Raw genomic sequence first — 24,580 nt, forward strand, 5'->3', positions numbered from 1 at the left:
CTCCCCCGCCGCCGCCACCTCCCTGCCCGAATGCCACTCCGGCGGAGGCGGTCGCCAGCACGGCGAGCAGCACCAGACCTGTCCTGCTCATCGACTGTCTCTTGGTGCATCTGTTGAGGTCGAGCATCATCGATCCTGCTGGTAGCCCTGGTTGGTCGTGTTCTGCTTGATGTTGCCGTGGCGGCCCTGGGTATCGAAATTCTCGCGGCCCGGCTCCCGTTCTGTCGGCTCGACGGCCGGATCGGAACCGGGTCCCTTGTTGCTCCGCTGTTCTTCGGGGACTGGAGGCATCTTTGACATGTGCTGCTCCTGTGTCGATGGTTCGCAATGTCGAAACAGAACAATGAGTTGTCGCAGGGGTCGTTCCTGCGCCGATCGCCGCAGCGCGAGACAGGGAACACCGCGCTGCGTCCCGGGTTGATCAGAGGGTGCTGCCGCAGCCCATCCTGCGAGCTCGACAGGGAAACTCTCGACGGGGAAACACATGCCAAAGGCGACTGAACCTGAAACCGATCCGCGAGAGACACCGCTCGACGATCCGCGCCGGAAGACCGATATGCCGACGCACCGGCAGACGGATAAGCCTTGGCAAGGCAATCCCGAGAAGGAACAGATCGATCCGGAACGGCCGCCGCTGGATCTGGAGCGGTGGCAGAAATCGAAGACGCACTAGCAGCGGAGGCCTGCTGGCGTGTCGAGATCGTGAATGACCGGCCGCAGCGGCCCGCCGGAGTGCAGTTCCATCGTTGCCAGCGTAATCGGCAGCTTGAAGCGGCGCTTCCCTGCGCTGCCTGGATTCAGATAGAGCACGCCGTTGACGGTGTCGATCCGCGCGCGGTGGGAATGCCCTGAGACCACGACATCGATCCCGAGCTCGGCAGGATCGATCGTCAGCTCGTTGAGGTCGTGCAGGACGTGGAAGCTGCGGCCGCCGAGGCGCAGCGTTTGTGTTTCGGGAAAGCGTTCAGCCCACGTGCCCCGGTCGACATTTCCCCTGATCGCGGTGACGGGTGCGATGCGGCAAAGCCCGTCCATCACCGCCTGGGCGCCGATGTCGCCGGCGTGGATGATGTGCGAGACGCCGGCGAGGCAGCGCTCCGCCTCGGGCCTCAGCAGTCCATGCGTGTCGGCGATCACCCCAATCATGAACGTCATGTCAGATCACCGCTTCAGTGCACTACATCCAGCGGCATCCGGCCGATTTCCTCACCATCCTCGTTCGTGACGAGGATCGAGAGGTGGCGGCCCTTAAGCTCGGGACGCTCCTCGAGCAGGCGCCGCGCAATCTCTTCGGCGACATCCAGAGCCTTGATGTCGTCCGGCAAATCGGCACCTCCCTCGTCGGCTACGGTTTCAGAATCCACCAAATCAAAATGATAGCGCGGCAACGTCTGATCCTCGGGTGTTCCCGCAGGAACGCGCGGTCTCGGGGCTTCGTTCCGGCGTCGGAGCCATCTGCGGTCCGGCGGGCGGGCATCCCCGTCGGTCCTCGGCGCGAGATTGCCGCCGACTCACGCGCGGCGCCGCCGCGTCCTCGCGCGGGGTCTGTAACGCCCCGCCCTCGATGCCGCGAATGCCAGGCCGGCAGCGATCCCGAGCACCACGAGCCCCTTGCTGAGCACAGCGGCCGGCGGAACCTGCTTCCGCACCAGCCAGCCGCCGTCGACGGACGTGCCCTGCGGACCCGCTTCGAGCAAGGTGCCTTCGTTCCTTGCTGCTGGACGCGCGCGCGACAGCAGCCAGCGGAATGCGGCTCCGATGACATTCTCGGTGATCTCAGGAGCAACCGCATAGGCCAGTTGCCCGGCGCGCGCCGGCCACCCCACGGCCATCTCGTCACGAGGCGCGCGGACGAGGCGCAGGAGGGTCTGGGCTACATCTTCGGATTGATAAAGCAGCGGACCAGGATCGAGCCTTCGTCCGGAGACGTTGGCGCCGTGGACGAAGCCCGGCGTATCGACCATGGACGGAAAAACGCCACAGACGTGAATGCCGGGATGAGCCCGGAGCTCCTGACGCAAGCTTGCGGTGAAGCCGCGAAGGCCGAACTTGCTGGCGGTATAGGCTGCGGCAAAGGGCGTCGGCGCCCAGCCGCCAAGCGAAATGTTGTTGATCAGGACACCGCGGTTCTGGCGAAGGAAGATCGGAAGCACCGCGAACGCGCCATGCATGGTGCCGAGCAGATTGACCTCGATGGTCCGGCGATGAAGCGCGATGTCTGCATCCTGATAGGCCCCGAACACGCCCGTGCCGGCGTTGTTGATCCAGACGTCGATGCCGCCGAAGGCCTCATCCGCCTCACCGGCCAGACGCTGCACCGCCTCCGCGTCAGTGACGTCGGTCGGCACGGCCAGGGCCCGGCCTCCGAGCGCCTCACAATCCGCAGCAAGCCGCATCAAGACCTCGCCGCGGCGTGCGGCGAGGACCACGCTTGCGCCCTCGCGGGCAAAGGCCAGCGCCGCGGCGCGGCCGATTCCACTGGAGACGCCGGTGATGACGACGCGCGTGCCGACCATCTGCCCGTGCTCGCGTCCCGAGACGTCCGCGGGAAGCAGCCAGCGCAGGGATCGCCGCAGGCGTGCCGTTCCCTGTGTTTCGAACCAGTCGCCATGCGCAAAGATCACCCGCTCCGGAGCCAGCTTCACGAGCCGCTCGCCCGCAGCCCGCGCCGAACGGCCGCCGAGGCGGAGCAGCAGCCGCAGATAGACCGGGGCCTTCCCGTCCGGCTTGGCAATGCCGAGCAGGCTCGCCGCGGCTGTATTCGAGGCGCTGAGGTGGTGGGGATCGAGGTTCTGCACGATATCCGTCAGAACCAGCGTCCGGCTCCGCCTGTCGAACAGCTCGACCTCCGAGAACATCGGAGCATTCACCGACACCGTTTCGAGGTCGGCGGCCCATTCCTCCGGCGTCGTGTCTCCAAGCTCGCGATCGACGCGGAGGCCGGCCGCCCGCACCTGCCTGCGCGCCGCAAGGCCGCGCGCAGCAAAGATCGCGGCCTGCGGCAGCTGCCTTTGCCATTCTGGCAGGAACATCCAATGCGCAATATTCGGCGCCAGCAGGTATCTGATCGTGCCCAGCCGCTCCAGCTCTTCGCGCAAAGCCGGCGAATATCTCACCGGCGAATGCAGCACGAGGTCGCCGTTCGACAGGCGGATGACAGTCATCCGTACGGGCAGTTGCAGGCCGGCGGCGTTGATCGGCTTGTCGTTCACGATCCAGATATCGTCGGTCACCTGCGACAGGCTGGCAGTCGACACACCGGCGTCGGAACTTTGCATGAGCGTCTTTCCATTGCGAGGGCGTTGCACCAAAGCGCGTGGGCGGCGCTCGTTCCTCATCAATGTCTTGGAAAGAACGTCTGGAAATCACATCGCCGCGGTCGTTCGACCTCCTTCGAGCCGCACCCGTAGCGCGTTGCGGGCGTCGGCGATGACATCGACCCAATCGCCCGGCCGTGTTTGATGAAACAGCCGCAGGCTCGGATACCAGAACGAACGCGCACCGGATTGGGGCCAGCGCCAGTCGCAATCGGCATGCAGCAAGACCCAGGCCTCGCATCCAAGCGCGCCCGCAAGGTGTGCGATCATGGTGTCGACACATACGACGAGATCGAGCTGCCGCAGGCGATGGCCGAGAGCGACGATATCAGGCGTGCTGATGTCCCGTGCCCCGATCGTCGCGAGCTCTTCGGTGCTCGTCCCGCGCTGAAGCGAATGGAGCGTCACGCCGGGTCCTGCGAGATTGCGCAGCAAGACGGCCGGAACCTCCCGCCGCTTGTCCCACTCACCGACTTTCCAGACCAGGCCGACGGCCAGCCCTTGTTCTCGCCGAAGCGGCGGAAGAGCAATTGTAGGCAGCGCCAGGTAAGGACCGCGCATCTCGACCTGATCGCGGCGCGCTCTGATAGCGTGCGGCACCTCCATGATCTCGATGTCGACCTCGAAAGCGCTCTCGGGCGCACCATCATGCAGCGGGATGGCGCGATCGACGCCCGCTGCGCCCTCGACCATCGGCAGCAGCTCGGGTTGACACCACAGGGTGACGCTGCGCGCAATCGCGCGAAGCGGCTTCATGAAGCGCAGGAACTGGATGGTGTCGCCGAGTCCGTGATAGCAGCGCACCAGCACGTGCTTATCTTGCAGGTCCTCGCCGCGCCAGATCCGCTGGAGATGGCGCGGGCCAGTGTGCTTGGGCGGATGCGCGATCTCCAGCAAATCTCGATCGTTGATCCGCCAGGCGCGCCCAAAATCGCCCGCCCTGATCGCTTCCGCCCAGCCGCCCGCCATGTCGCGGTCGCTAGTGTCGCACGAACTTGTGGAATCGACTGAGCTTGCCGTCCTTGGTTCGATCCTGATGCAGGAACGCGATGCCGGCTTCATCGAACTTCTCGAAGAACGCATCCCAGCTGATGCGATCCAACGCTTCATCCGGCGGATCGAAATCAATACGCAGGATTCCGGCGTGGCCACCCTCCTCCGTCGCCTTCACGGTCGCCGGCTTCCCGCCGCGTTCTTCGGCCCATTTCTGGATGACGTTGTGATCGGTGGTCTCGTGGGCTTCGCTGTTCTGTGCCTTGGATGTCATGTCACACCTCGTTCACTAGGCGGGCGATGAACGCCGCACCGCATCGAACCATTGGCCGACAAACGCGGGCCGCAGTGATTGGTTCTTCGCGGCAGATACGAAACGGTCCGCGTGAGGCGAGCATCATCTTCTTCATCTTCATCATGAAAGTCGTTCGTTCCGAGCTGGCGGTACGGGACTTTATCCCATGTTAAGCGCGTCGCATTTTGTCGCGATGAATCGGCCCACGGCGTGCCGCTCGCATCTCCTTCCCAGGAACGAACATACCTTCCACACGTTCGCCGACGTACTTACACCGACTCTTGCACCGACGCCGCATGCTTCCGGAGGGCTTCATTCCATGCATTCTCGTCTCCAACACAGGCGCCGCGTGCGCGTCGGACTCGTCGGCGTCGGCAATTGCGCGAGCTCCTTCGTCCAGGGCCTCACCTACTACCGGAACGCCAAGTCGAACGAGCCGGTCCCGGGACTGATGAATGCAGACCTCGGCGGTTACCATATCAGCGATATCCAGATCGCTTCGGCGTTCGACGTCAACGCCAACAAGGTCGGCCGCGACGTCGCCGATGCGATCTTCGCCCCGCCCAACAACACGCACCGTTTCTCCGACGTCGCGCCGACAGGCGTGATCGTGCAGCGCGGACCGGTCCTGGACGGCATCGGGCATTATCTCACCGACGACGTTCCGATTGCGGAGGTGCCGGAGGCCGACGTGTCCGAAGTGCTGGCGATGTCCCGCACCGACGTTCTGGTCTCCTATCTTCCGGTCGGCTCGCAGCGCGCCAGCGAATGGTATGCGTCGCGCGCCATCGAGGCCGGCTGCGGCTACGTCAATTGCATTCCGGTCTTCATCGCCTCCAATCCGGATTGGCAGCGCCGCTTCGAGGAAGCGGGCCTGCCGATCGTCGGCGACGACATCAAGAGCCAGGTCGGTGCCACCATCCTGCATCGCGTGCTCGCCAATCTGTTCCGCGAGCGCGGGGTGCGGCTCGACCGCACTTACCAGCTCAATGTCGGCGGCAACACCGATTTCAAGAACATGCTCGAACGGGAGCGGCTGGCGTCGAAGAAGATCTCCAAGACCCAGGCCGTGACCAGCCAGTTCGACGTCCCCATGGACCCCGACAACATCCATGTCGGACCGAGCGACCACGTGCCGTGGCTCACCGATCGCAAGCTCGCCTTCATCCGCCTGGAGGGAACGACGTTCGGCGGCGTTCCCCTGAGCGCCGAGGTCAAGCTCGAGGTCTGGGACTCCCCGAATTCGGCGGGCGTCGTGATCGACGCGGTGCGCTGTGCCAAGCTCGCCATGGACCGCGGCCAGGCCGGAGCGCTGACCGGCCCTTCGAGCTATTTCATGAAATCGCCGCCGCAGCAGTTCACCGACGAGGAGGCCGGACGGCGGACGCGCGCCTTCATCGACGACAAGGCGTTTGCGTGATGGCTGGGATCATCCATCTCGTCCGGCACGGGCATCATGCCCTGCTCGGCCGCATCCTGTGCGGCCGGATGAAGGGCGTCGCGCTCGACGATCTCGGCTGTGAGGAAATGGCGCGCTGTGCCGGCACCATCGCGCCGCGGCCATCGCTCATTCAGTCCAGTCCGCAACGGCGCTGTATGCAGTCGGCCTGCATCCTCGCGGCGCATTTCAGGCTGCCGGTCGAGATCGTTCCCGCCCTCGACGAAATCGATTATGGCGAATGGACCGGACGATCGTTCGATGAGCTGGCGCCGGATCCCCGATGGTCGCGCTGGAATGGGCGCCGCGGCACCAGCCGTCCGCCCGGTGGCGAGAGCATGCGGTCGCTTCAGAATCGGATGGTCGCTCATCTGGAGCAGCTGCGTGGCGATCGCAATCTCGACGCCGTGGTCCTCGTCAGCCACGCCGAGCCGATCCGCGCCGCGCTGCTGCACTATTCGCGCACGCCGCTCGACCAGTTTCTCTCGATCGAGATCGATCCTGCCAGCATCAGCACGCTCCGCGCTGACAGAAGCGGCATGAAGATCACCGGGATCAACAAGCGGGTGCCGGCGTGAAGATCGTCATCTTCGGCCTGACAATCTCCTCTTCCTGGGGCAACGGTCACGCCACCTTGTGGCGCGGCCTCTGCAAGCATCTCGCGCGTTCGGGACACAGCGTCGTCTTCTTCGAGCGCGACGTGCCCTATTATGCCGGTGCCCGGGATCTCTACGAGCTGCCGGGCGGCGCGCTCCGACTGTTCGCGAACTGGGACGATGTGCGGCAGGCGGCAAGCGCGGAGGTCCGTGACGCCGACGTTGCGATCGTGACCTCCTATTGCCCAGATGCGATCGCCGCGACCGAGCTGATCCTTGCTGAGGATCGTGCCGTTCCCGTGTTCTACGACCTCGATACTCCGGTCACGCTGGCAAGGCTCATCGCCGGCGAGGCCGTTCCTTATATCGGCCCGCGCGGCCTGCGGGACTTCGCGCTGGTGCTCAGCTTTACCGGCGGGCCTCACGTTGCGGACGAATTCCGCAACAGGCTCGGCGCGCGCGACACGCGGCCGCTTTATGGGCATGTCGACACAGACATCCACCATCCGGTCGCGCCGCAGCCGCATTATCGCGCCGATTTGTCCTATCTCGGCACCTACTCCGAAGACCGCCAGCACACGCTCGAGGCGCTTTTCGTTGCGCCCGCGCGGGCACGCCAGGATCTCCGCTTCCTGATCGGCGGCGCGCAATATCCGGACGATTTCCCATGGTCGCCCAACATCTATTTCGTGCGGCACCTGCCGCCGTCCGAGCACGCGCCGTTCTTTGCCTCGTCGCGGCTGACCCTCAATGTTACCCGCCGGGCCATGGCGGAGATGGGCTGGTGCCCGTCCGGCCGGCTGTTCGAGGCCGCGGCCTGCGGTGCCCCGCTGCTGAGCGACGACTGGCCCGGAATAGCGGACTTCTTCGCGCCCGGAGAAGAGATCCTGATCGCACGCGACGAGCACGACGCGCTTGCCGCACTCGCGATGCCGGATGCCGAGCTCAGGCGCATGGCCCTGCGCGCCTATGAGCGCACCATGGACCAGCACACATCCGACAAGCGGGCGCGTGAACTGATCTCGATGCTCGAGCAGATTGCGTCGAGCCGGGTCAGCCGGCAACAAATCGAGGAGGCCTGATCATGTGGGGCATCGTTCCGGCCGCGGGCCGCGGCAGCCGTATTCAGCCGCTCGCCTTCTCGAAGGAATTGCTGCCGGTCGGCAGCCGGCGCGACGACGGTACCGATCGTCCCTGCGCCGTCTCCGAATATCTGCTGGAGCGCCTCATCCTCGGCGGCGCCGACAAGATCTGCTTCGTGATCTCGCCAGGCAAGTCCGACATCCTCGAATATTTCGGCGACCACTACGGCAGCGCCGAGCTCGCCTATGTGGTGCAGCCCGAAGCCTCCGGCCTGTGCGACGCGGTGTTCAGGGCAAGCACCGTCGTCGGGCGGCACGAAGACGTCATGGTCGGCTTGCCCGACACGGTGTGGTTTCCCAAGGCGGCCCTGCAATCCCTGCCCGAGGCAGACCTCTCGTTCCTGCTGTTCCCGGTCGAGCACCCCGAATTCTTCGATGCGGTGGTGCTGGACGGCGAGCAGGTGACGGAGATCCAGGTCAAGCAGCCGAATGCAGCCTCGCGCTGGATCTGGGGTGCTTTCAAGATGTCGGCCCACGGCTTCCGCCAGCTCCAGGCGCTGTGGCACGCACGCGAACGCCGCGACGAATATTTCGGGACGCTGGTCAATGCCTACCTTTCGGCCGGCGGCAACGGCATCGGGGTCAAGGCCGGCGAATCCTACGTCGATGTCGGCACCATCGACGGCTATCGCACGGCAATGGCCCTGCTCGCCGAGGGCGTCGAGGGCCGTTCCAAGTCGCGGACCCGCGCCTCATCGGACGGGGCCCGGCCGGTCTCAATGAATAACGGAGCGATTGCATGACCAGAGGCGCCCTCTCCCGCGAGGAAATCCGCCAGCGCGTCGATGCGCTGGGGCCATGGTTTCACAATCTCGACCTCAAGGGCGTGCCGACAGCGCCGTCGCACTTTCTCGGCGACTACCCCAATGTGAAGTGGCAGCGCTTCTCCGGCATCATTCCGGACCGGCTCGAAGGCAAGACCGTGCTCGATATCGGCTGCAATGCCGGCTTCTACGCCATGGAGATGAAGCGGCGCGGCGCCGAACGCGTGCTCGGCCTCGACACCGACGAAGAATATCTGGCCCAGGCCCGCTTCGCGGCCGAGGTGAACGGGCTCAGGATCGAATTCCGCAAGATGTCGGCCTATGATGTCGGGCAGCTGCGCGAAAAGTTCGACCTCGTGATCTTCATGGGCGTGCTCTATCATCTGCGACACCCGCTGCTGGCGCTGGACCTGATCCATGAGCACGTCGCCGGCGATCTCCTCCTGTTTCAGTCGATGCTGCGCGGCGACAGCCGGGTCGATGCGATCGAGAAGAATTACGACTTCTGGACTACCGATCAGTTCGATTCCTCCGGCTACCCGAAGCTGCACTTCATCGAGCACAAATATGCCGACGACCCCACCAATTGGTGGGTGCCCAATCGCGCCTGCGTCGAGGCCATGCTGCGCAGCGCCGGCTTTGCCATCGCGGCCCATCCGGAAGAGGAGGTCTATCTGTGCAAGCGCACGACGCGGCCGCAGGTCGACGGGCCGGTTTATCCGTCACGGGAGGCGAGCCGATGATCGAGGCGGCCAAGATCTGGAACGAGCCCAACAACAAGTCGCATTGGGACCTCCTGATCGACCCGGACTGGGCGATGTTTGCCAACCTGGCGCTCGCGGCCGGCAAGGCCATCCGCAGCGCGCATCCGACCTTGCCGCGCGTGCTCGGCGGCATTTCGCCGATCGACCCGTCCTTCATGCGCAGCATGCAGGCGCGTGGCGTGCTCGATCACGTCGACGCCGTCGCCGTGCACGGCTTTCCGCTCGACTGGAATTTATGGCAGATCGGAGAATGGCCGGCCAAGATCGAGGAGATCAAGGCTGTTACCTCGCTCCCGGTCTGGGTGACCGAGGTCGGCGTCTCCTCGTTCGGCGCCGAGGAGGTGCAAGCCTGGGGCCTGTCGCGCACCGCCGACCTTCTGATCGGCCGCGCGCCGCGCATCCACTGGTACAGCCTCTATGATCTCCCTTCAGCCTGGGAGGCGACCACGCGGCACAAGGAGGCCGAGGGGTCCTCCTATTACCGGCATTTCCACATGGGCCTGCTGCGCGAGGATGGAACGCCGAAAGCCGCGGCGGAGCTGTTCGGCCAATACGCCGCCGACATGGGCCTCTGCCAGTGGTTTCATTTCGAGGACCATCGTCTCGATGACGCCGTGCGCTGGATGCGACGGTTCGGCGTGCGGCACTTGCGGACCGGCCTGTCATGGGCCGACAGCTTCCGCCCCAACGCACTGGACTGGTTCGACCGCCAGATGGATGCGCTGGCCGAGTTCGAGATCACTGTGACGTTCTGCTTCACGCCGGAACACCGCGGTCTCGAACCGCATCACACCAGCCCGCCGCTCGACGTGAACGAGTTCGCCGATTTCTGCGCGCAGATGGTCGAGCGCTATTGCACGAAGACCGGTCTCGCCTCCTCTAGTGGCGTCTCCCCGCCGATCAGGGAGCCGACATGCGTGCCCTGATCCTGGTGATGGATTCCGTCGGAATCGGCGCCGCGCCCGACGCCGCCAATTACGGCGACGAAGGTGCCGACACCATCGGCCACATTGCGGATGCATGCATGGCCGGGCGTGCCAATAGTCCGCAGCGGGAGGGGCCGCTGTGCCTGCCAAATCTCGTGGTGCTCGGCCTCGGCGAGGCCTGCCGCCTTGCGACGGGGCGCGTCCCGCCCGGGCTCGACGGCCGGGTTCAGGGTGCGCGCCATGGATGCGCCAGCGAGATATCGAGGGGCAAGGACACGCCATCCGGCCATTGGGAGATCGCCGGCGTGCCTGTCGCGTTCGACTGGGGCTATTTTCCAAAGATCCAGCCCTGCTTCCCGCGCGATCTGGTAACGAAGCTGTGCGAACAAGCCGGACTGCCCGGCATCCTCGGCAACTGCCACGCCTCCGGCACCGACATCATCGCCGAATTCGGCGAGCGCCACATGCGCAGCGGCGAGCCGATCTGCTACACCTCGGCCGACAGCGTGTTCCAGATCGCGGCGCACGAGGAGACGTTCGGGCTTGAGCGGCTTTACGACGTTTGCACAATCGCGAGACGGCTGGTCGATCCCCTGAACATCGGCCGCGTCATCGCGCGTCCGTTCGTCGGAACGGACGCAGGCAATTTCAAGCGCAGCTCGCACCGGCGCGATTTCTCGGTTCCGCCGCCCGAGCGAACCATCCTCGACCTTGCAGAAACTGCCGGCCGCGACATCGTCACGATCGGCAAGATCGACGACATCTTCGCTCATCGCGGCACCGGGAGAAACCTGCGCGGCGACGGCAATGCAGCGCTGTTCGATGCCACGCTCGATGGGCTTGGAGGCCTTGCAGAAGGCGGGCTTTTGTTCGCCAACTTCATCGATTTCGACACGCTCTACGGCCACCGCCGCGACGTCGCCGGCTACGCAGCGGCGCTCGAAGCTTTCGACGCCCGCCTCCCCGAGCTGCTGAGCCGGCTGCGAAGCGACGATCTCCTCATCATCACCGCCGATCATGGCTGCGATCCGACCTGGAGCGGCACCGATCATACGCGCGAGCAGGTCCCGATCCTGGCGTGGACCGCGCAGTCAACGGCTCCGATCGGCCGACGCGCCGGCTTTGCCGACATCGGCGCGACGGTTGCAAGACATCTCGACCTGCCGGCGCCACTTCATGGCGCGCATTTCTAGCCGGGATTCTAGCTGGGATTCACTTGGGTTATTGATCCAGGTTAGAGAAATTTTCGTTTGTAGGTTTCGCAGGAACGAACATTCCTTGCACCGCTTCTAACTCCCAGACGTGACTGGCGCGCAGGTCGCCCGACCAAGCAAAGGCGCGCTTCAACTCTCATCATCGGCTGGTCCCGAACGGATCGGTCCCATGCGGCACGGAGCGGTGAATGACGCGAGTATTGATTACCGGAGGCGCGGGATTCATCGGTTCGCATACGGCCGACGTGCTGCTTGCGGCTGGCTATGAGGTCCGCCTTCTCGACAATCTCTCTCCGCAGGTCCATGGCGGCAACCGTCAGCGGCCCGCTTATCTCGCGGACGATGCCGAGCTCGTGGTCGGCGACGTCACGGACAGCGTCGCCGTCGAACAGGCCTTGCGCGGCGCCGACATGGTCCTGCATCTCGCCTCCGCCGTCGGCGTCGGCCAGAGCATGTACGACATCGAGCCCTATGTCAGGACGAACGAGCTCGGCACCGCCGTGCTGCTGCAGGCGCTGGCGAAGCGACCGGTCGCACGGCTGGTTGTGGCGTCCTCGATGAGCATCTACGGCGAGGGCCTGTATCGTGATGCCGTCGGCAACGTCGTGGCTTGCGACGAACGACCGATCGGGCAGCTTCGCCAAGGAGAGTGGGAACTGCGGGATCATGCAGGCCATGCGCTCGATCCCGTGCCTACGCCTGAGACCAAGCAGCCGTCTTTGAGCTCGATCTACGCGCTGAACAAATATGCGCAGGAGCGGATGTGCCTGATCACGGGCAAGGCCTACAGCATTCCGACGGTCGGCTTGCGCTTCTTCAACGTGTTCGGTCCGCGGCAAGCGCTGTCGAATCCCTATACCGGGGTGCTGGCCATCTTCGCCGCGCGGCTGCTCAATGGCCGGCCGCCGCTCGTCTTCGAAGACGGCCTGCAGCGGCGCGACTTCGTCCACGTGCACGATGTCGCCCGCGCCTGCCGCATGGCGCTCGAATCCGACCACGCCCAGGACGTCTTCAACGTCGGCTCGGGCCAGAGCCGCACCATTCTGTCGGTAGCCGAGGATCTTGCCCAGGTGATGGGACGGTGCGAGATCGCTGCCGAGATCACACGGAAATACCGTGCTGGCGACATCCGGCACTGCTTCGCCGACATCGGCAAATCACGCGACCTGCTCGGCTTCGAGCCGCATGTCGCGTTCAAGGACGGGCTCGAAGAGCTCGCCGGGTACCTCGCCGACCAGATCGCCGACGATCAGGCGGAGCGGGCGACCCGTGAGCTGCTGCAACGAGGGTTGGTCGCGTGATGAGTGAACAAGACAACAGACCTGTCCTGGTCACCGGCGGCTGCGGCTTCATCGGCTGCAATCTCGCCGACCGTCTGGCCGAGCGCGGCGACCGTGTGCTGGTGCTGGACAATCTCGCCCGCGCCGGCGTGCGCGAGAACGCGCAATGGCTGAAATCCCGGCATGGCGAGCGCGTCGCGATCACGGTGGCGGATATCCGCGACCCCATTCCGGTGATCGACGCCGTGCGCGAGGCACGCGCCGTGCTGCACCTCGCGGCCCAGGTCGCCGTGACCGACAGCGTCAGCGATCCCTCGGCCGATTTCGAGATCAACGCCCGTGGCACGCTGAACGTGCTCGAAGCCGTCCGCCTGCACAACGCCTCAGCGCCAGTGATCTTCGCCTCGACCAACAAGGTCTATGGGCGCCTGATCGAGGACAGCGAGATCGCGCTCACCGGCCGTCGCTACACGCCGGTCAACGATCTGCTCGCCGGCGGCATTTCGGAGAACGCGCCGTTGGACTTCTACAGTCCCTATGGATGCTCCAAGGGCACCGCCGATCAATACGTCCACGACTATGCCCGGGTGTTCGGGCTGCAGACCGTGGTGATGCGCATGAGCTGCATCTACGGGCCGCGGCAGTTCGGCACCGAGGACCAGGGCTGGATCGCACACTTCCTGCTCAGCGCCATAAGCGGCAATCCGCTGACGATCTATGGCGACGGCAAGCAGGTCCGCGACGCGCTGCACGTGTCGGACGCGGTGAGCGCCTGGCTCGCGGCGCTCGACCACATCGCGCTGGCGCGCGGGCGCGTCTTCAATCTCGGCGGCGGTCCTGCGAATGCGATCAGCCTGCTCGAGTTGATCGACCGCATCACCGAGCTGACGGGCCGCAAGGTCAGCTATCGCTTTGCGGACTGGCGACCGGGCGATCAGCCCTGGTACGTGACCGACACGCGGGCGCTCGCCACCGCGCTCGGCTGGACGCCGCAAATGCCTCTCGCCGATGGCCTGCGCTCGCTCCACACCTGGCTCGACAGCCGCTTCGGATCACAGAATAGAAGCGAGGCCCTGGCATGACGCGGGTCGCCCTCATCAATCCGAACTGGGATTTTTCGGGCAGCATCTATTTCGGCTGCCGCTCGCCTCACCTGCCGCTCGAGCTCGGCATCTCCGAGCACTATCTGAAGGCGGCCGGCCACGACACGTTGCTGCTCGATGCGCATATGTTCGATCTCTCCCTCGCTGAGATCGAGGCCGAGCTGCGCGCCTTTGATCCCGACCAGATCGTCTTCACCACCGCACCGACCTATCTGTTCTGGCGCTGCGCGCCGCCCGAGCTGCGCGTGCCGCAGCAACTCGCCATCGCGGTGCGGGACCTTGCGCCGACCCTGATCGCGGTCGGCCCGCATGGTTCGAGTACGCCGAAGACCGCCCTGAGGAAGCTTGGCGTCGATATCGTCGTGATGGGCGAGTGCGAGGCGTCCCTGCTGCGTCTCGCCAATGGCGAGCGAGACTTTCCCGGCCTGTGCTTCGCCGACGGTGCTTCGCTCCGGGTCAATGGCGGGCCCCAGGCGGTCGCGTTCAGCGACCAGCCCGCGCTCGACTGGCCGGAGGATATGATCCGGCGTCACCATCACCATCATCACCGCTTCGAGGCCGCGCCGACCGCACCGGGAGCCGAGGTGGAGGCCTCGCGCGGCTGCCCCTACAACTGCACGTTCTGCGCCAAGGAGAATTTCCGCAACGCCTATCGCAAGCGGCCGCCCGCCGTCATTCTCGACGAGATCGATCGTCTGCGCCGCCATGGCATCGAGTACGTCTACTTCATCGACGAGATCTTTCTTCCCAATCGCGAACTTTTGGAAGGCTTGACGACGCGCGGGCTGAAGTTCGGCGTGCAGACGCGGATCGACCTCTGGAAGCCCGACATGCTCGCCCTGCTCGGGCGCGCCGGCTGCGTCTCGATCGAAGCCGGCATCGAGAGCCTCACCGTGGAAGGGCGCGCGGCCCTCGCCAAGAATTGCAAGATGACGACGGATCAGCTCGCCGACCGGCTGGTCGAAGCTCGCCGCCACGTCCCCTTCGTGCAGGCCAATTTGATCGAGGTGCCCGAGGACGACGATCCCGTGGTGCAGCGCTGGCGCCGCACCATGCAGGATGCCGGCGTCTGGGCCAACGATCCCGTGCCGCTCTACCCCTATCCCGGCTCTCCCGACTACCGCAAGCTCTGGGGCGAGCCCGACGATGTCGCCTGGGAGCGCGCACACCGGCACTATCTCGCGATGTTCGACCAGTTCAGCGACGTGCAGAACGATCGCCCGGTGCCACTCGACAGCCTCGAACTCCAGGTGGCCTCATGAACCGTTGCGCCGACATCAGGATCATGATGACGACCGACACGGTTGGCGGCGTGTGGACCTATTCCTGCGCCCTCGCCACAAGTCTCGCTGCGTCCGGAGCCGACGTCACGCTGGTGACGCTGGGCCCGCGGGCGCGCGTCGATCAGCGTCAGATGCTGCACGAGACCAGCGTTCACCTGATCGAGACGGACCTCGCACTCGAATGGCAGGACCCGGAGGGCCAAAACGTTTCCGACGCAAGGCGCGTGCTTGCAAACCTGGAAGCCAGATTGATGCCCGACGTTGTGCATCTCAACAGCTTTCGCGAGGCGACCTTTGCATGGCAGGCCCCGACCGTGCTGGTGGCGCATTCCTGCGTGAACTCCTGGGCCTTGGCCTGCCGCGATACGGCCTGGCTTGGCGAGCCCAGATGGCGCCGCTACAGCGAGCGGGTCGCCGCCGCGCTCGACGCGGCGCAGGCCTGGCTCTGTCCGAGCCGGGCCTTCCACGACGACATCACGGCGATCTACCAGTCGCGATCGCGCGGCGCGGTGATCTGGAACGGAATTTCGCCACGCGCCCCGTCTGGGCGAAAGCAGGACCTGATTTTCGCGGCAGGACGGCTGTGGGACCGAGCCAAGAACATCGAAGCGCTCGCCGCCGCCGCGCCTGGGCTGGATTGGCCGGTCGAGGTGGCCGGTCCTATCGAAGCACGCCTGCCAGCGGGTATCACCTGGCTCGGAGAGCTGCCGCACGCGGCGCTGGAGACGCGCCTGCAGCATGCAGCGATCTTCGTCAGCGCCGCACTCTATGAACCGTTCGGTCTCTCGGTACTGGAAGCCGCCGCCGCCGGCTGCGCGCTGGTCCTCTCTGACGTCCCGACCTTCAGGGAATTGTGGCGCGGCGCCGCCTTGTTCGTCGATCCCGCCGACAGCGAGGCGCTGCACCGGGCTCTGGCAGATCTTTGCGCTGACGAGATGGGCCGCGCAAAGCTGCAGCGGGCCGCCTATGAGCAATCCCTGACCTATTCGCTGACGCGCATGACGAGCGCCTATCTCGGTCTCTACCAGGATCTGATCGCATCGCGCCGGACGAGCGCCGCGGCCAGCCAAATCGAGGTGCGCGCATGAAATGCGTCCTGTTCTATCATGCCTTCACCTCCTGCTGGAACAACGGCAACGCGCATTTCCTGCGTGGCTATGCGCGCGAGCTCCATGCGCTTGGGCACCAAGTCGTCGTGTTCGAACCCATCGACGGCTGGAGCCGGCTGAACGCGATCCGCGAAGGCGGCAGCCACGCCATGGATGACATTCCGGCGCTATTTTCCGGCATCGACATCCGCCGCTACGACACCAGCCTCGATCTCGAACGGGCGCTTGATGACGCCGATCTCGTCATCGTGCATGAATGGAATTCGCCCGATCTGATCGCGCAAGTCGGGCGCAGGCGGGCGCAAGGTGCGTCCTTCACCCTGCTCTTTCACGATACCCATCACCGTGCGGTCAGCGCGCCCGACGAGCTTGCGCAATTCGATCTCGACGGATTCGACGGCGTGCTCGCCTTCGGCGAGGTGCTTCGGCAGATCTATTTGAAGCTCGGCTGGGCCGACCGGGTCTTCACCTGGCACGAAGCCGCCGATGTCGCGCTGTATCATCCGCTGCCGCAGGTCGAGCGGACCGACGACCTGGTCTGGGTCGGCAATTGGGGCGACGGCGAGCGCAGCGCCGAGCTGAACGAGTTCCTGGTCGAGCCCGTGGCGGAGCTGAAGCTCCGCGCCAGCGTCCATGGCGTGCGCTATTCGGATGATGCGCTCCGCACCATCAGGAGCGCAGGCATCCGCTATGGCGGCTGGCTGCCGGCGCACTGGGCCCCCGTCGCGTTCGCTAGCGCGCGCGCGACCATCCATGTGCCGCGCGGGCCTTACGTCGCCCTGCTGCCGGGCATCCCGACCATCCGCGTGTTCGAGGCGCTGGCCTGCGGCATTCCCCTGGTCTCGGCACCCTGGTCGGATGAGGAAGGCCTGTTCCCCGAGGGCACCTATCTCAGCGTTGCCGACGGCGCGCAGATGAAGCATGCGCTTCGTATCATCATCGACGATCCGGAATTCTCTGCCGCGATGGTGGAGACCGGACTGAAGGTCATCCGGGATCGTCATACCTGCCGCCACCGCGCCGAGCAGCTCATCGACATCGTCACCGACCTCAGGGATTCCAGCCGTTCGGCACGGCCTCAGCACGACATCGGAGCCGTCGCATGAAGATCTGCTTCTTCGGATCCAGCCTCGTCTCGTCCTACTGGAACGGCGCTGCCACCTACTACCGTGGCATGCTGAAGGAGATCGCGGCGCTCGGCCACGAGGTCACCTTCTACGAACCCGACGCCTTCGACCGCCAGTCGCATCGCGACATCGACGAGCCGGATTGGGCCAAAGTGGTCGTGTATCCCGCGACCGCCGACGGCTGGCGCAGCTCGCTCGACACAGCCGCACAATCGGCCGACATGCTGGTCAAGGCCAGCGGCGTCGGCGTCTTTGATCTCGAGCTGGAGAACGCCGTCGCCGCGCTGCCCTCGCGGCTGACGCGGATCTATTGGGACGTCGATGCTCCCGCCACGCTCGAGGCGATGGAAAGCGATCCGCAGCATCATCTGCGTCGCGCGATCCCATACTACGACATGGTCCTGACCTATGGCGGCGGCGAGCCCGTCGTCTCCGCGTATCGATCGGTGGGCGCGCGGGACTGCGTGCCGATCTACAACGCGCTCGATCCGGCCACGCATTTTCCGTCGCCGCCCAATCCGCGCTTTGCCTGCGATCTCAGCCTGCTGGCGAACCGCCTGCCCGACCGTGAGAGGCGCGTCGAGCATTTCTTCCTCGACGTTGCACGCCATCTGCCCGAAAAGTCCTTCGTGCTCGGCGGCTCCGGCTGGGACGACAAGGACGCCTCCGCCAATCTGCGAAAGGTCGGCCATGTCGGCACCGCCGATCACAACGCGTTCTTCGGCTCGGCGCTCGCCACGCTCAACGTCAATCGCGACAGCATGGCGCGCTATGGCTTCTCACCGCCGACGCGGGTGTTCGAAGCGATCGGCGCCGGCGCCTGCCTGATCACCGACGAGTGGGCCGGCATCGATCATTTCCTCGAACCCGGCCGCGAGGTGCTGGTGGCCGCCGACGGAGCCGAGGTGGCCGAGCACCTCACCGCGCTCGATCCCGAGCGGGCCCGGTCTATCGCCCGCCGCGCCCGCGCACGCATCCTCAGCCAGCACACTTACCGGCAGCGCGCCCGCCAGTTCAACGATCTCTTCGTCGCCCACAGCTCCCGAATCGAGGCAGCAGAATGAACCTCTCCATCGTCGTCATCGGTCTTTCGGTCACTTCGTCCTGGGGCAACGGTCATGCCACGACCTACCGCGCCCTGATCGAAGCGCTGGCGCGACGAGGTCACCGCGTCACGTTCCTGGAGCGGGACGTGCCCTGGTATCGGGATCACCGCGACCTGACCAAGCCCTCTGCCTGGACTGTCGAATTGTACCATTCTTCGAAAGATGTTCCGCGCCAGTTCGGCAAGCTGATCCGCGATGCCGATCTGGTGATCATCGGCTCTTATGTTCCCGACGGCATCGCCCTCGCCGAATGGACTACGACGCACGCGAGGGGCATCACCGCGTTCTACGACATCGACACGCCGGTCACTCTGGCGCGGCTGGAGCAAGGCCTCGCCTATCTCTCGGCGGCAATGATCCCGCGCTTCGATCTCTATCTGTCCTTCACCGGCGGACCGGTGCCCGGCATGATCGAGCAGAGCTACGGCAGTCCGCTCGCGCGTGTGCTTTACTGCAGCGCAGACGCGGAGATCTACGCGCCGAAGCAGGCGCCGCCGAAATGGGCGCTCGGCTATCTCGGGACCTACAGCGAGGACCGGCAGCCCGTTCTCGAGGAGCTGCTGCTGGCACCGGCGCGCACGCTGCCGAGCGATCAATTCGTCGTCGCCGGCGCGCAATATCCGGACAATATCGCGTGGCCCGCCAACGTTACGCGGATCGAGCACCTCTCGCCGAAGCAGCACCCGGAGTTCTACGCGGCGCAGCGTTTCACGCTGAACGCCACCCGCGCCGACATGAAGGCGCTGGGCTTCTCCCCGAGCGTCCGGCTGTTCGAGGCGGCGGCCTGCGGCACGCCCGTGATCTCGGACCGGTGGCCCGGGATCGAGACGATCTTCGCGCCCTCGAAGGAAATCCTGCTGGCAGCCAGCCCGCGCGAGGTTGTCGAGATCCTGCGCGACATGCCGGACGAGCAACGGCGCACGATCGCCCACAACGCGCGGCGGCGGGTGCTCGCCGACCACACCCCCGACCATCGCGCGCGGCAGCTGGAGACCTATTACGCCGAGGCAGCCGCGCGGCGCCGCCGCAAGACGGCGCCACTCCCCGTCGTTCGCCCCATGCAGGTCGCCCAACTCTGAAAGGCCACGTCATGACGCTCCAGACCCGCATCCACGCGTCCCGCCGCTCGCCGACGGTCCTGGTCGCCGGCGGCGCCGGCTTCATCGGATCGCATCTCTGCGACGCGCTCCTGCAACGCGGCAGCATGGTGATCTGCCTGGACAATTTGTTCACGGGAACCACCGACAACATCCGGCCCCTGCTCAACCATCCGAACTTCCGCTTCATCGAGCATGACGTACGCGATTCCATCGAGATCGAGGGCGAGATCGACCGGATCTACAGCCTCGCCTGCCCAGCCTCGCCCCGCCATTATCAAGTCGATCCGGTCGGAACGATGAAGACATGCGTGCTCGGCTCGATCAACCTGCTCGAACTGGCGCGGCAGAAGGGCTCCCGGATTCTTCAGGCCTCCACCAGCGAGGTCTACGGCGACCCGGAGGTGCATCCGCAGCCGGAATCCTATCTCGGCAACGTCAATCCCGTCGGGCCGCGGGCCTGTTACGACGAAGGCAAGCGGGCCGCGGAGACGCTGATGTTCGACTATCGGCGGATGCACGGGACGGAGATCAAGGTCGCGCGCATCTTCAACACCTACGGCCCGCGCATGCTCGAGAATGACGGCCGCGTCGTCTCCAACTTCATCGTGCAGGCGTTGCGTGGCGAGCCGATCACGATCTACGGCCAGGGCACGCAAACCCGCAGCTTCTGCTTCGTTGACGATCTCGTGCGGGGGCTTCAGCTCCTGATGGAGAGCCCCGCCTCGGTCAGCGGTCCGTGCAATCTCGGCAATCCGCACGAGGTCACGATCGAGGCCATCGCCCGTGAGGTGCTGGCATGCACCGAATCTGCGTCCCCGCTGCGCTTCGAGCCCCTGCCGAAGGACGATCCCAGGCGGCGCAAGCCTGTGATCGACGCCGCCGAGAAGATCCTGGGATGGCGTCCGAGGGTGGCATTGAAGGACGGCCTTCAAGCGACCATCGCCTATTTTGCGCTCCGTCTCGCCGGGGAATCGCCCACGCTCGTGCCGGCCATCGCCGCGCGCAGGACGCGCCCTCCAGCACGCGGCCGCCTGACGATGTCCGAGCAACCGTGAAGGCAAATCCTTTGACAGGCTAGCCCAGTGTGCTCGCGCAACAGGCCTAAAACATTCCGGCCACAGTGACCCGAAACGCCATCGGCTCGACCGGGTGCAGCACATAGTCCATCACGCCGTTCCCGCAGACTGCGGCCGGTGCGGCATTGGCGGCGCAGAGATTGTAGAGCGTATCGGTCTTCAACAGCGAGCCATAGGCATAGGTGATCTGGTTCGCCTTGCTGTTGAACAGGTTGAGCACGTCGAACTGGATGCGCCAGCCGTTCTCGCTGCGGTAGCCGAGCCGCGCGTTGGCGAGGCCGGTCGGCCGCGAGCGGAACGCATTGTTCTCGGTCAACGGGCTCGCGCCGATATAGCGCCAGCGCGCGCTGCCGAACCAGCCGGTCTTCTCGCCGAGCGTTATTCCGGCCGATGCCACCATCGCCGGGGCATTGGGAATGTAGTTGCCGGGCGCATTGCCGATTTGCGCCTCGGGATAGCCGGCGAGCGAGGCATAGACCGCGGCCTGCTCGCCGTCATGGCCGCGGAAGCGCGCATGCGTCATTGCAAGATCCACATCGATGTCGATCCAGGACCGCGGCCGGTAATGGTTGGTCCACTCGAAGCCGTAGCGGCGGCTGGCGCGGGTTGCCGAGGTATCGCCGGCATCGCCGGAGAACAGGATCTCGGAATCCTGGTCCAGGATGAAGAGGCTGAGAGAGCTCTCGAGGCCGGGAACGATCCTGCTACGAACCCCGACCTCCGCGCCTCTGGTGCGCACCAGGAGCGGCGACGGCGTGAGCCTTGTCGCGGGATCGGTGGGATCCTCCGTCGTGGTCGCACCGCGGGCATCGTTCGAGTGCATGCCGTAGCCGGCGCCGAGGAAGAATTCCGTATGATTGAACGGCCCAAGCACCATCCTGAATTTCGGGCTGCCGAGCGCGGCATCGGCGCGACCGGAATTTGCGGCGTTGAACAGAGAGGTGACGTCGGCGGCGTAATAATCGCCCCGCCAGCCCAACGTCGTCCTGAGCCAGTCGGTCCAGCGCACCGTGTTCTCGGCATAGACCCCGACGCTGCCCTCGCCGACCTTGTCGCTGCGGATATTGCCGATGAAGCCGCGCCGGAACGTATTGGTGAGCGCGAGGTCGATCGCATCATAGCGCGATTGCAGACCGAAGGTGGTCTGCATCGGCAGGCCGGCAAAGGAGCCGTCCAGCGTGCGCGAGACATTGGCGCCCGCCATCAAGCGGTCGTCGTGCTGGTGGAACTGGTCGCCGAGCACGGGATCGTCAAGGAAGTAAGTGAAATTATTGAAGAGGTCGAGCTGGCTCTTCACCAGATAGGCGTTGGCCTTCCATGAACCGATGTCGTCGGTCTGCGCGATGCGCCCGGACAGCGCAAAGCGGTTGGCATGACCACCGTCGCTCGGATCTTCCGAACCATAACGGCCGAGCAGGCCGCTGGTGATGGCGCGCTGCGGCACCTGGTCGGTCGCATTCCATTTGTTGACGTAGGCCATGCCGGTGAGCGACATGCCGTCGGTCGCGGTGCCCTGGCTGTAGCGCACGAGGCCGTTGAGCTTTCGCAATTTGTCCGGATTGTCCCACGGGCCGTCGTAGGTACCGATCTCGCCAGCCACCAGCAGCGAACCGTCGCCAACTTTCGCGGAATCCATGCCGAGCAGACGGCGGTAACCGAAGCTGCCGGCGCTCACCTGCGCCAGCCGCCTTGTGCTGTCGATCAGGCCGATGTGAACGCTTCCGACCGAGGCGAAGTCGCCTTCGTCGGCGAAGTAAGGTCCCTTGCGCACGTCCATTGCGGCGATGGTTTCCGGGATCAGCCAGTTGAGATCGGCATAGCCCTGACCATGCGCGTGGGTGCGCATGTTGACGGGGACGCCGTCGACGATGATCGCCAGATCGGTGCCGTGGTCGAGATTGTACCCGCGCAGGAAATACTGGTTGGCTTTGCCCTCGCCGGAATGCTGCGTCACGATCAGACCGGGCACGGCTTCGAGCGCCTCGCCCGGCCGTGTGAAAGGGCGCGCGTTGATCTCGTCGCCGGAGACAGTGATCTCGCTGGCCATGCCGGCTGCGGCCCTTGCACCCGAGCCGGCACTGCGCGGATCCGACGCCTGCGCCGTCGCGGAAGACACGAAGATCCGGCGGCCGGCCGCGGGCGATCTGGCGGCACGGCGCGATGCGGCCGTCATCTTGCGCCCGGGCGTGGCGCCGCCACTGACCTCGACCGGCGGCAGTTCGCGTGAGGTGTCATTGCTCTGTGCGAGGGCGCGGCCGTCATCCGCGAGCAGCGCCAGGACCGAGAGTGCCGTCAAAGCGCCGCCGCGATGACCGTGCTCAGGCCGCCTCGGTCGCATCGGTGCATTCCAAAACTTTCGTGCCGGCGTGGCGAGGCTCGTTCCCGAACATGCGGCGATAGAGCACGACCGAGACGAGCCATGCGACCGCAAACAGCGCGATCACGACAAAGCCGACATTGGCAAGCGACTCGTTGAGGTCCTCGACCAGCACCCATGCGCCGCCGGAGAGACCGAGCCGCTCGCCGATCAGGCCGAGCGCTTCGATCCCGCCGATGAACAGTGCTACCGCGACGGAGGCGCCGGTGATCGTGAGGTTGTACCAGAGCTTGCGCAAGGGATCGACGAAGGCCCAGCGATAGGCGCTCACCATCAGCGCGGAATCGGCCGCGTCGACCAGCGCCATGCCTGCGGCGAACAGCGCGGGGAAAACCAGCACATCGGCGAGCGAGGCGCCGCGCGCGGCCTCGCTGGCGGAGATGCTGAGCAGGCTGATCTCCGTCGCGGTATCGAAGCCGAGGCCGAACAGGAAGCCGAGCGGGTACATGTGCCAGGGCTTCGTCACCAGGCGGAACATGGGGCCGAGCAGCCGGGCCAGAATACCGCGGCTGGCAAGCAGCGCATCGAATTGCGCAGCATCGTGAACGCCCTGCTCCCGCGCCGCGCGAAACGTCCGCCACAGGCCGACGAAAATGACGAGGTTGATCGCGGCAACCGCAAGCAGGAACAGGGCCGAGACTGAGGTGCCGATGAGACCGCCGATCTCCTTGAGCAGGCTGTCGCCGCCGAGGCTCACGACGCCCAGTGCCAGCAGCATGGTCGCCACCACGACGACGGTGGAATGGCCGAGCGCGAAATAGAGGCCGACGCTGCGCGGCGTCTCGGCGCCGTGCATCAGCTTGCGCACGACGTTGTCGATCGCGGCAATGTGATCGGCATCGACGGCATGACGCAGGCCGAACACCCAGGCCAGCAAGGCCGTCGCCATCACCGTCGGCCGGTCGCCGAACAGCGTGAAGGCCCAGGCCCATGCGGCGATGTTGGCGGCGACGAGCCCGCCAAGCAGCGCCACCGTTCCGGGCTCGACCGCCCGCAAAGTCCGCATCGCTGCTCGTTCCATTCGCTCGCCCTTACAGTATGACGTTTATCAAAATTTCTCATACTGGCAAGAGCAAGAGCCGGACCAGTTTCGGTCTGCCCCCTGACGAGCCGACGGAATGCGAGCCAAATGGCGGGCCTGATGGAGGAATTCCGCGTCAGCGGGATCACCGCGCCGATGCGGGATGGGCGCTCGCATTGGCAAGCAGATATCCAGTTTGACGCCGAAGTTGACGGTCGTCAGGGGGAGCTCGACCCACGCAACTGGAACCCGTTGCTGTGAAGCCGCTCACATCCGATTCGACGATCCGGATGTATTCATCGTGGCGGGTGGAGATGGCAGACGGAGACGCGCATGAAATTCCTCATGCTCTCGCTAATCGCAGCCATGCTTCTCGCCGGTGCGGCCAATAGCGTGTTCAGGCCGCATGCAGTACCTCACTTCGGTCAGCCCGGCATGGCGTCCATTCAAGACATGCAGACGGGCCAAGCCGACAAGCTTCCCGAGCAGGAGCTGCAGGACCGCTCCTTCTTGTTTGCGAAAGAGCCGCGGTAGGCCGGCAGGTCCGCT

The 24,580-nt window shown here is 65.4% G+C and carries 26 protein-coding genes; 18 read left to right on the forward strand and 8 right to left on the reverse strand.

Annotated features, from left to right (window positions below; translation table 11 throughout):
* Nucleotides 1-126: 126 nt before the first annotated feature.
* A complete protein-coding gene (locus tag I6F33_RS19670) occupies nt 127-300 on the reverse strand; it encodes a hypothetical protein (RefSeq protein WP_192893250.1) in 174 nt (57 codons plus the stop codon).
* A gap of 184 nt (nt 301-484) precedes the next feature.
* Between I6F33_RS19670 and I6F33_RS19675 the strand changes: the two genes are divergently transcribed.
* Entirely contained in the window at nt 485-673 is a 189-nt protein-coding gene (locus I6F33_RS19675; protein ID WP_036005037.1) for a hypothetical protein, read from the forward strand.
* Here I6F33_RS19675 and I6F33_RS19680 read toward each other — a convergent pair.
* The 5 genes from I6F33_RS19680 to I6F33_RS19700 form a co-directional block, all read right to left on the reverse strand.
* Nucleotides 670-1,155 (reverse strand): metallophosphoesterase family protein, encoded by a 486-nt coding sequence (locus I6F33_RS19680; RefSeq protein WP_225143825.1) that lies wholly within the window; start codon nt 1,153-1,155, stop codon nt 670-672. The genes I6F33_RS19675 and I6F33_RS19680 overlap by 4 nt on opposite strands.
* Before the next feature lie 14 nt (nt 1,156-1,169).
* Entirely contained in the window at nt 1,170-1,388 is a 219-nt protein-coding gene (locus I6F33_RS19685; RefSeq protein WP_036005044.1) for a hypothetical protein, read from the reverse strand.
* Nucleotides 1,389-1,511: 123 nt separating this feature from the next.
* A complete protein-coding gene (locus I6F33_RS19690) occupies nt 1,512-3,278 on the reverse strand; it encodes an SDR family oxidoreductase (RefSeq protein ID WP_225143828.1) in 1,767 nt (588 codons plus the stop codon).
* An 87-nt stretch (nt 3,279-3,365) separates the two neighbouring features.
* A complete protein-coding gene (locus I6F33_RS19695; protein ID WP_225143830.1) occupies nt 3,366-4,286 on the reverse strand; it encodes a hypothetical protein in 921 nt (306 codons plus the stop codon).
* Between the two features lie 10 nt (nt 4,287-4,296).
* The gene (locus I6F33_RS19700) at nt 4,297-4,584 is read right to left on the reverse strand and encodes a hypothetical protein (protein ID WP_057029924.1); all 288 of its coding nucleotides are present in this window, start codon (nt 4,582-4,584) and stop codon (nt 4,297-4,299) included.
* 340 nt (nt 4,585-4,924) lie between these two features.
* Between I6F33_RS19700 and I6F33_RS19705 the strand changes: the two genes are divergently transcribed.
* From I6F33_RS19705 to I6F33_RS19775, 15 genes are all read left to right on the forward strand, one after another.
* Complete coding sequence (locus tag I6F33_RS19705) at nt 4,925-6,025, forward strand: inositol-3-phosphate synthase (protein ID WP_225143832.1); 1,101 nt, start codon at nt 4,925-4,927, stop codon at nt 6,023-6,025.
* Nucleotides 6,025-6,621 (forward strand): histidine phosphatase family protein, encoded by a 597-nt coding sequence (locus tag I6F33_RS19710; protein WP_225143834.1) that lies wholly within the window; start codon nt 6,025-6,027, stop codon nt 6,619-6,621. Before I6F33_RS19705 ends, I6F33_RS19710 begins: the two co-directional genes overlap by 1 nt.
* Nucleotides 6,618-7,721: a glycosyltransferase gene (locus I6F33_RS19715; RefSeq protein WP_225143836.1), complete on the forward strand. Its 1,104-nt coding sequence runs from the start codon at nt 6,618-6,620 to the stop codon at nt 7,719-7,721. Before I6F33_RS19710 ends, I6F33_RS19715 begins: the two co-directional genes overlap by 4 nt.
* Before the next feature lie 2 nt (nt 7,722-7,723).
* The gene (locus I6F33_RS19720) at nt 7,724-8,524 is read left to right on the forward strand and encodes a nucleotidyltransferase family protein (RefSeq protein WP_109144243.1); all 801 of its coding nucleotides are present in this window, start codon (nt 7,724-7,726) and stop codon (nt 8,522-8,524) included.
* Nucleotides 8,521-9,288, forward strand: a complete 768-nt coding sequence (locus tag I6F33_RS19725; protein ID WP_074448197.1) for a TIGR04290 family methyltransferase — start codon at nt 8,521-8,523, stop codon at nt 9,286-9,288. The genes I6F33_RS19720 and I6F33_RS19725 overlap by 4 nt, the downstream gene beginning before the upstream one ends.
* Complete coding sequence (locus tag I6F33_RS19730; RefSeq protein ID WP_036005069.1) at nt 9,285-10,235, forward strand: beta-xylosidase; 951 nt, start codon at nt 9,285-9,287, stop codon at nt 10,233-10,235. Before I6F33_RS19725 ends, I6F33_RS19730 begins: the two co-directional genes overlap by 4 nt.
* Nucleotides 10,223-11,428, forward strand: coding sequence for a phosphopentomutase (locus I6F33_RS19735; protein ID WP_225128989.1), 1,206 nt, complete (start codon nt 10,223-10,225; stop codon nt 11,426-11,428). The genes I6F33_RS19730 and I6F33_RS19735 overlap by 13 nt, the downstream gene beginning before the upstream one ends.
* Before the next feature lie 209 nt (nt 11,429-11,637).
* Complete coding sequence (locus I6F33_RS19740; protein ID WP_225143840.1) at nt 11,638-12,750, forward strand: NAD-dependent epimerase/dehydratase family protein; 1,113 nt, start codon at nt 11,638-11,640, stop codon at nt 12,748-12,750.
* Nucleotides 12,750-13,811 carry an SDR family NAD(P)-dependent oxidoreductase gene (locus tag I6F33_RS19745; protein ID WP_225111869.1) on the forward strand — a complete coding sequence of 354 codons (1,062 nt, stop codon included), beginning with the start codon at nt 12,750-12,752 and terminating at the stop codon, nt 13,809-13,811. Before I6F33_RS19740 ends, I6F33_RS19745 begins: the two co-directional genes overlap by 1 nt.
* On the forward strand, nt 13,808-15,094 hold the full coding sequence (locus tag I6F33_RS19750; protein ID WP_225143842.1) for a TIGR04295 family B12-binding domain-containing radical SAM protein: 1,287 nt from the start codon (nt 13,808-13,810) through the stop codon (nt 15,092-15,094). Before I6F33_RS19745 ends, I6F33_RS19750 begins: the two co-directional genes overlap by 4 nt.
* The gene (locus I6F33_RS19755) at nt 15,091-16,203 is read left to right on the forward strand and encodes a glycosyltransferase family 4 protein (RefSeq protein ID WP_225143843.1); all 1,113 of its coding nucleotides are present in this window, start codon (nt 15,091-15,093) and stop codon (nt 16,201-16,203) included. The genes I6F33_RS19750 and I6F33_RS19755 overlap by 4 nt, the downstream gene beginning before the upstream one ends.
* Nucleotides 16,200-17,330 carry a glycosyltransferase gene (locus tag I6F33_RS19760; RefSeq protein WP_225143845.1) on the forward strand — a complete coding sequence of 377 codons (1,131 nt, stop codon included), beginning with the start codon at nt 16,200-16,202 and terminating at the stop codon, nt 17,328-17,330. Before I6F33_RS19755 ends, I6F33_RS19760 begins: the two co-directional genes overlap by 4 nt.
* Nucleotides 17,327-18,415: a glycosyltransferase gene (locus I6F33_RS19765; RefSeq protein ID WP_225128982.1), complete on the forward strand. Its 1,089-nt coding sequence runs from the start codon at nt 17,327-17,329 to the stop codon at nt 18,413-18,415. Before I6F33_RS19760 ends, I6F33_RS19765 begins: the two co-directional genes overlap by 4 nt.
* Nucleotides 18,412-19,536 (forward strand): glycosyltransferase, encoded by a 1,125-nt coding sequence (locus tag I6F33_RS19770; protein WP_225128981.1) that lies wholly within the window; start codon nt 18,412-18,414, stop codon nt 19,534-19,536. The genes I6F33_RS19765 and I6F33_RS19770 overlap by 4 nt, the downstream gene beginning before the upstream one ends.
* An 11-nt stretch (nt 19,537-19,547) precedes the next feature.
* Complete coding sequence (locus I6F33_RS19775) at nt 19,548-20,612, forward strand: UDP-glucuronic acid decarboxylase family protein (RefSeq protein ID WP_225128980.1); 1,065 nt, start codon at nt 19,548-19,550, stop codon at nt 20,610-20,612.
* A 46-nt stretch (nt 20,613-20,658) separates the two neighbouring features.
* Here the strand turns inward: I6F33_RS19775 and I6F33_RS19780 are convergent, their stop codons facing one another.
* Together I6F33_RS19780 and I6F33_RS19785 are read right to left on the reverse strand one after the other, a co-directional pair.
* A complete protein-coding gene (locus I6F33_RS19780; protein WP_225143847.1) occupies nt 20,659-22,971 on the reverse strand; it encodes a TonB-dependent receptor in 2,313 nt (770 codons plus the stop codon).
* Nucleotides 22,952-24,031 carry a HoxN/HupN/NixA family nickel/cobalt transporter gene (locus tag I6F33_RS19785; RefSeq protein WP_225143849.1) on the reverse strand — a complete coding sequence of 360 codons (1,080 nt, stop codon included), beginning with the start codon at nt 24,029-24,031 and terminating at the stop codon, nt 22,952-22,954. The genes I6F33_RS19780 and I6F33_RS19785 overlap by 20 nt, the downstream gene beginning before the upstream one ends.
* Before the next feature lie 108 nt (nt 24,032-24,139).
* On the opposite strand from I6F33_RS19785, the gene I6F33_RS19790 reads away from it, so the two are divergent.
* Both I6F33_RS19790 and I6F33_RS19795 read left to right on the forward strand, forming a co-directional pair.
* Complete coding sequence (locus tag I6F33_RS19790; protein ID WP_156447252.1) at nt 24,140-24,292, forward strand: hypothetical protein; 153 nt, start codon at nt 24,140-24,142, stop codon at nt 24,290-24,292.
* A 72-nt stretch (nt 24,293-24,364) separates the two neighbouring features.
* Complete coding sequence (locus I6F33_RS19795) at nt 24,365-24,565, forward strand: hypothetical protein (protein WP_225143852.1); 201 nt, start codon at nt 24,365-24,367, stop codon at nt 24,563-24,565.
* The last annotated feature ends 15 nt before the right edge of the window (nt 24,566-24,580 follow it).

It is taken from the genome of Bradyrhizobium sp. BRP20, assembly GCF_020194215.1.
GTDB lineage: Bacteria > Pseudomonadota > Alphaproteobacteria > Rhizobiales > Xanthobacteraceae > Bradyrhizobium > Bradyrhizobium yuanmingense.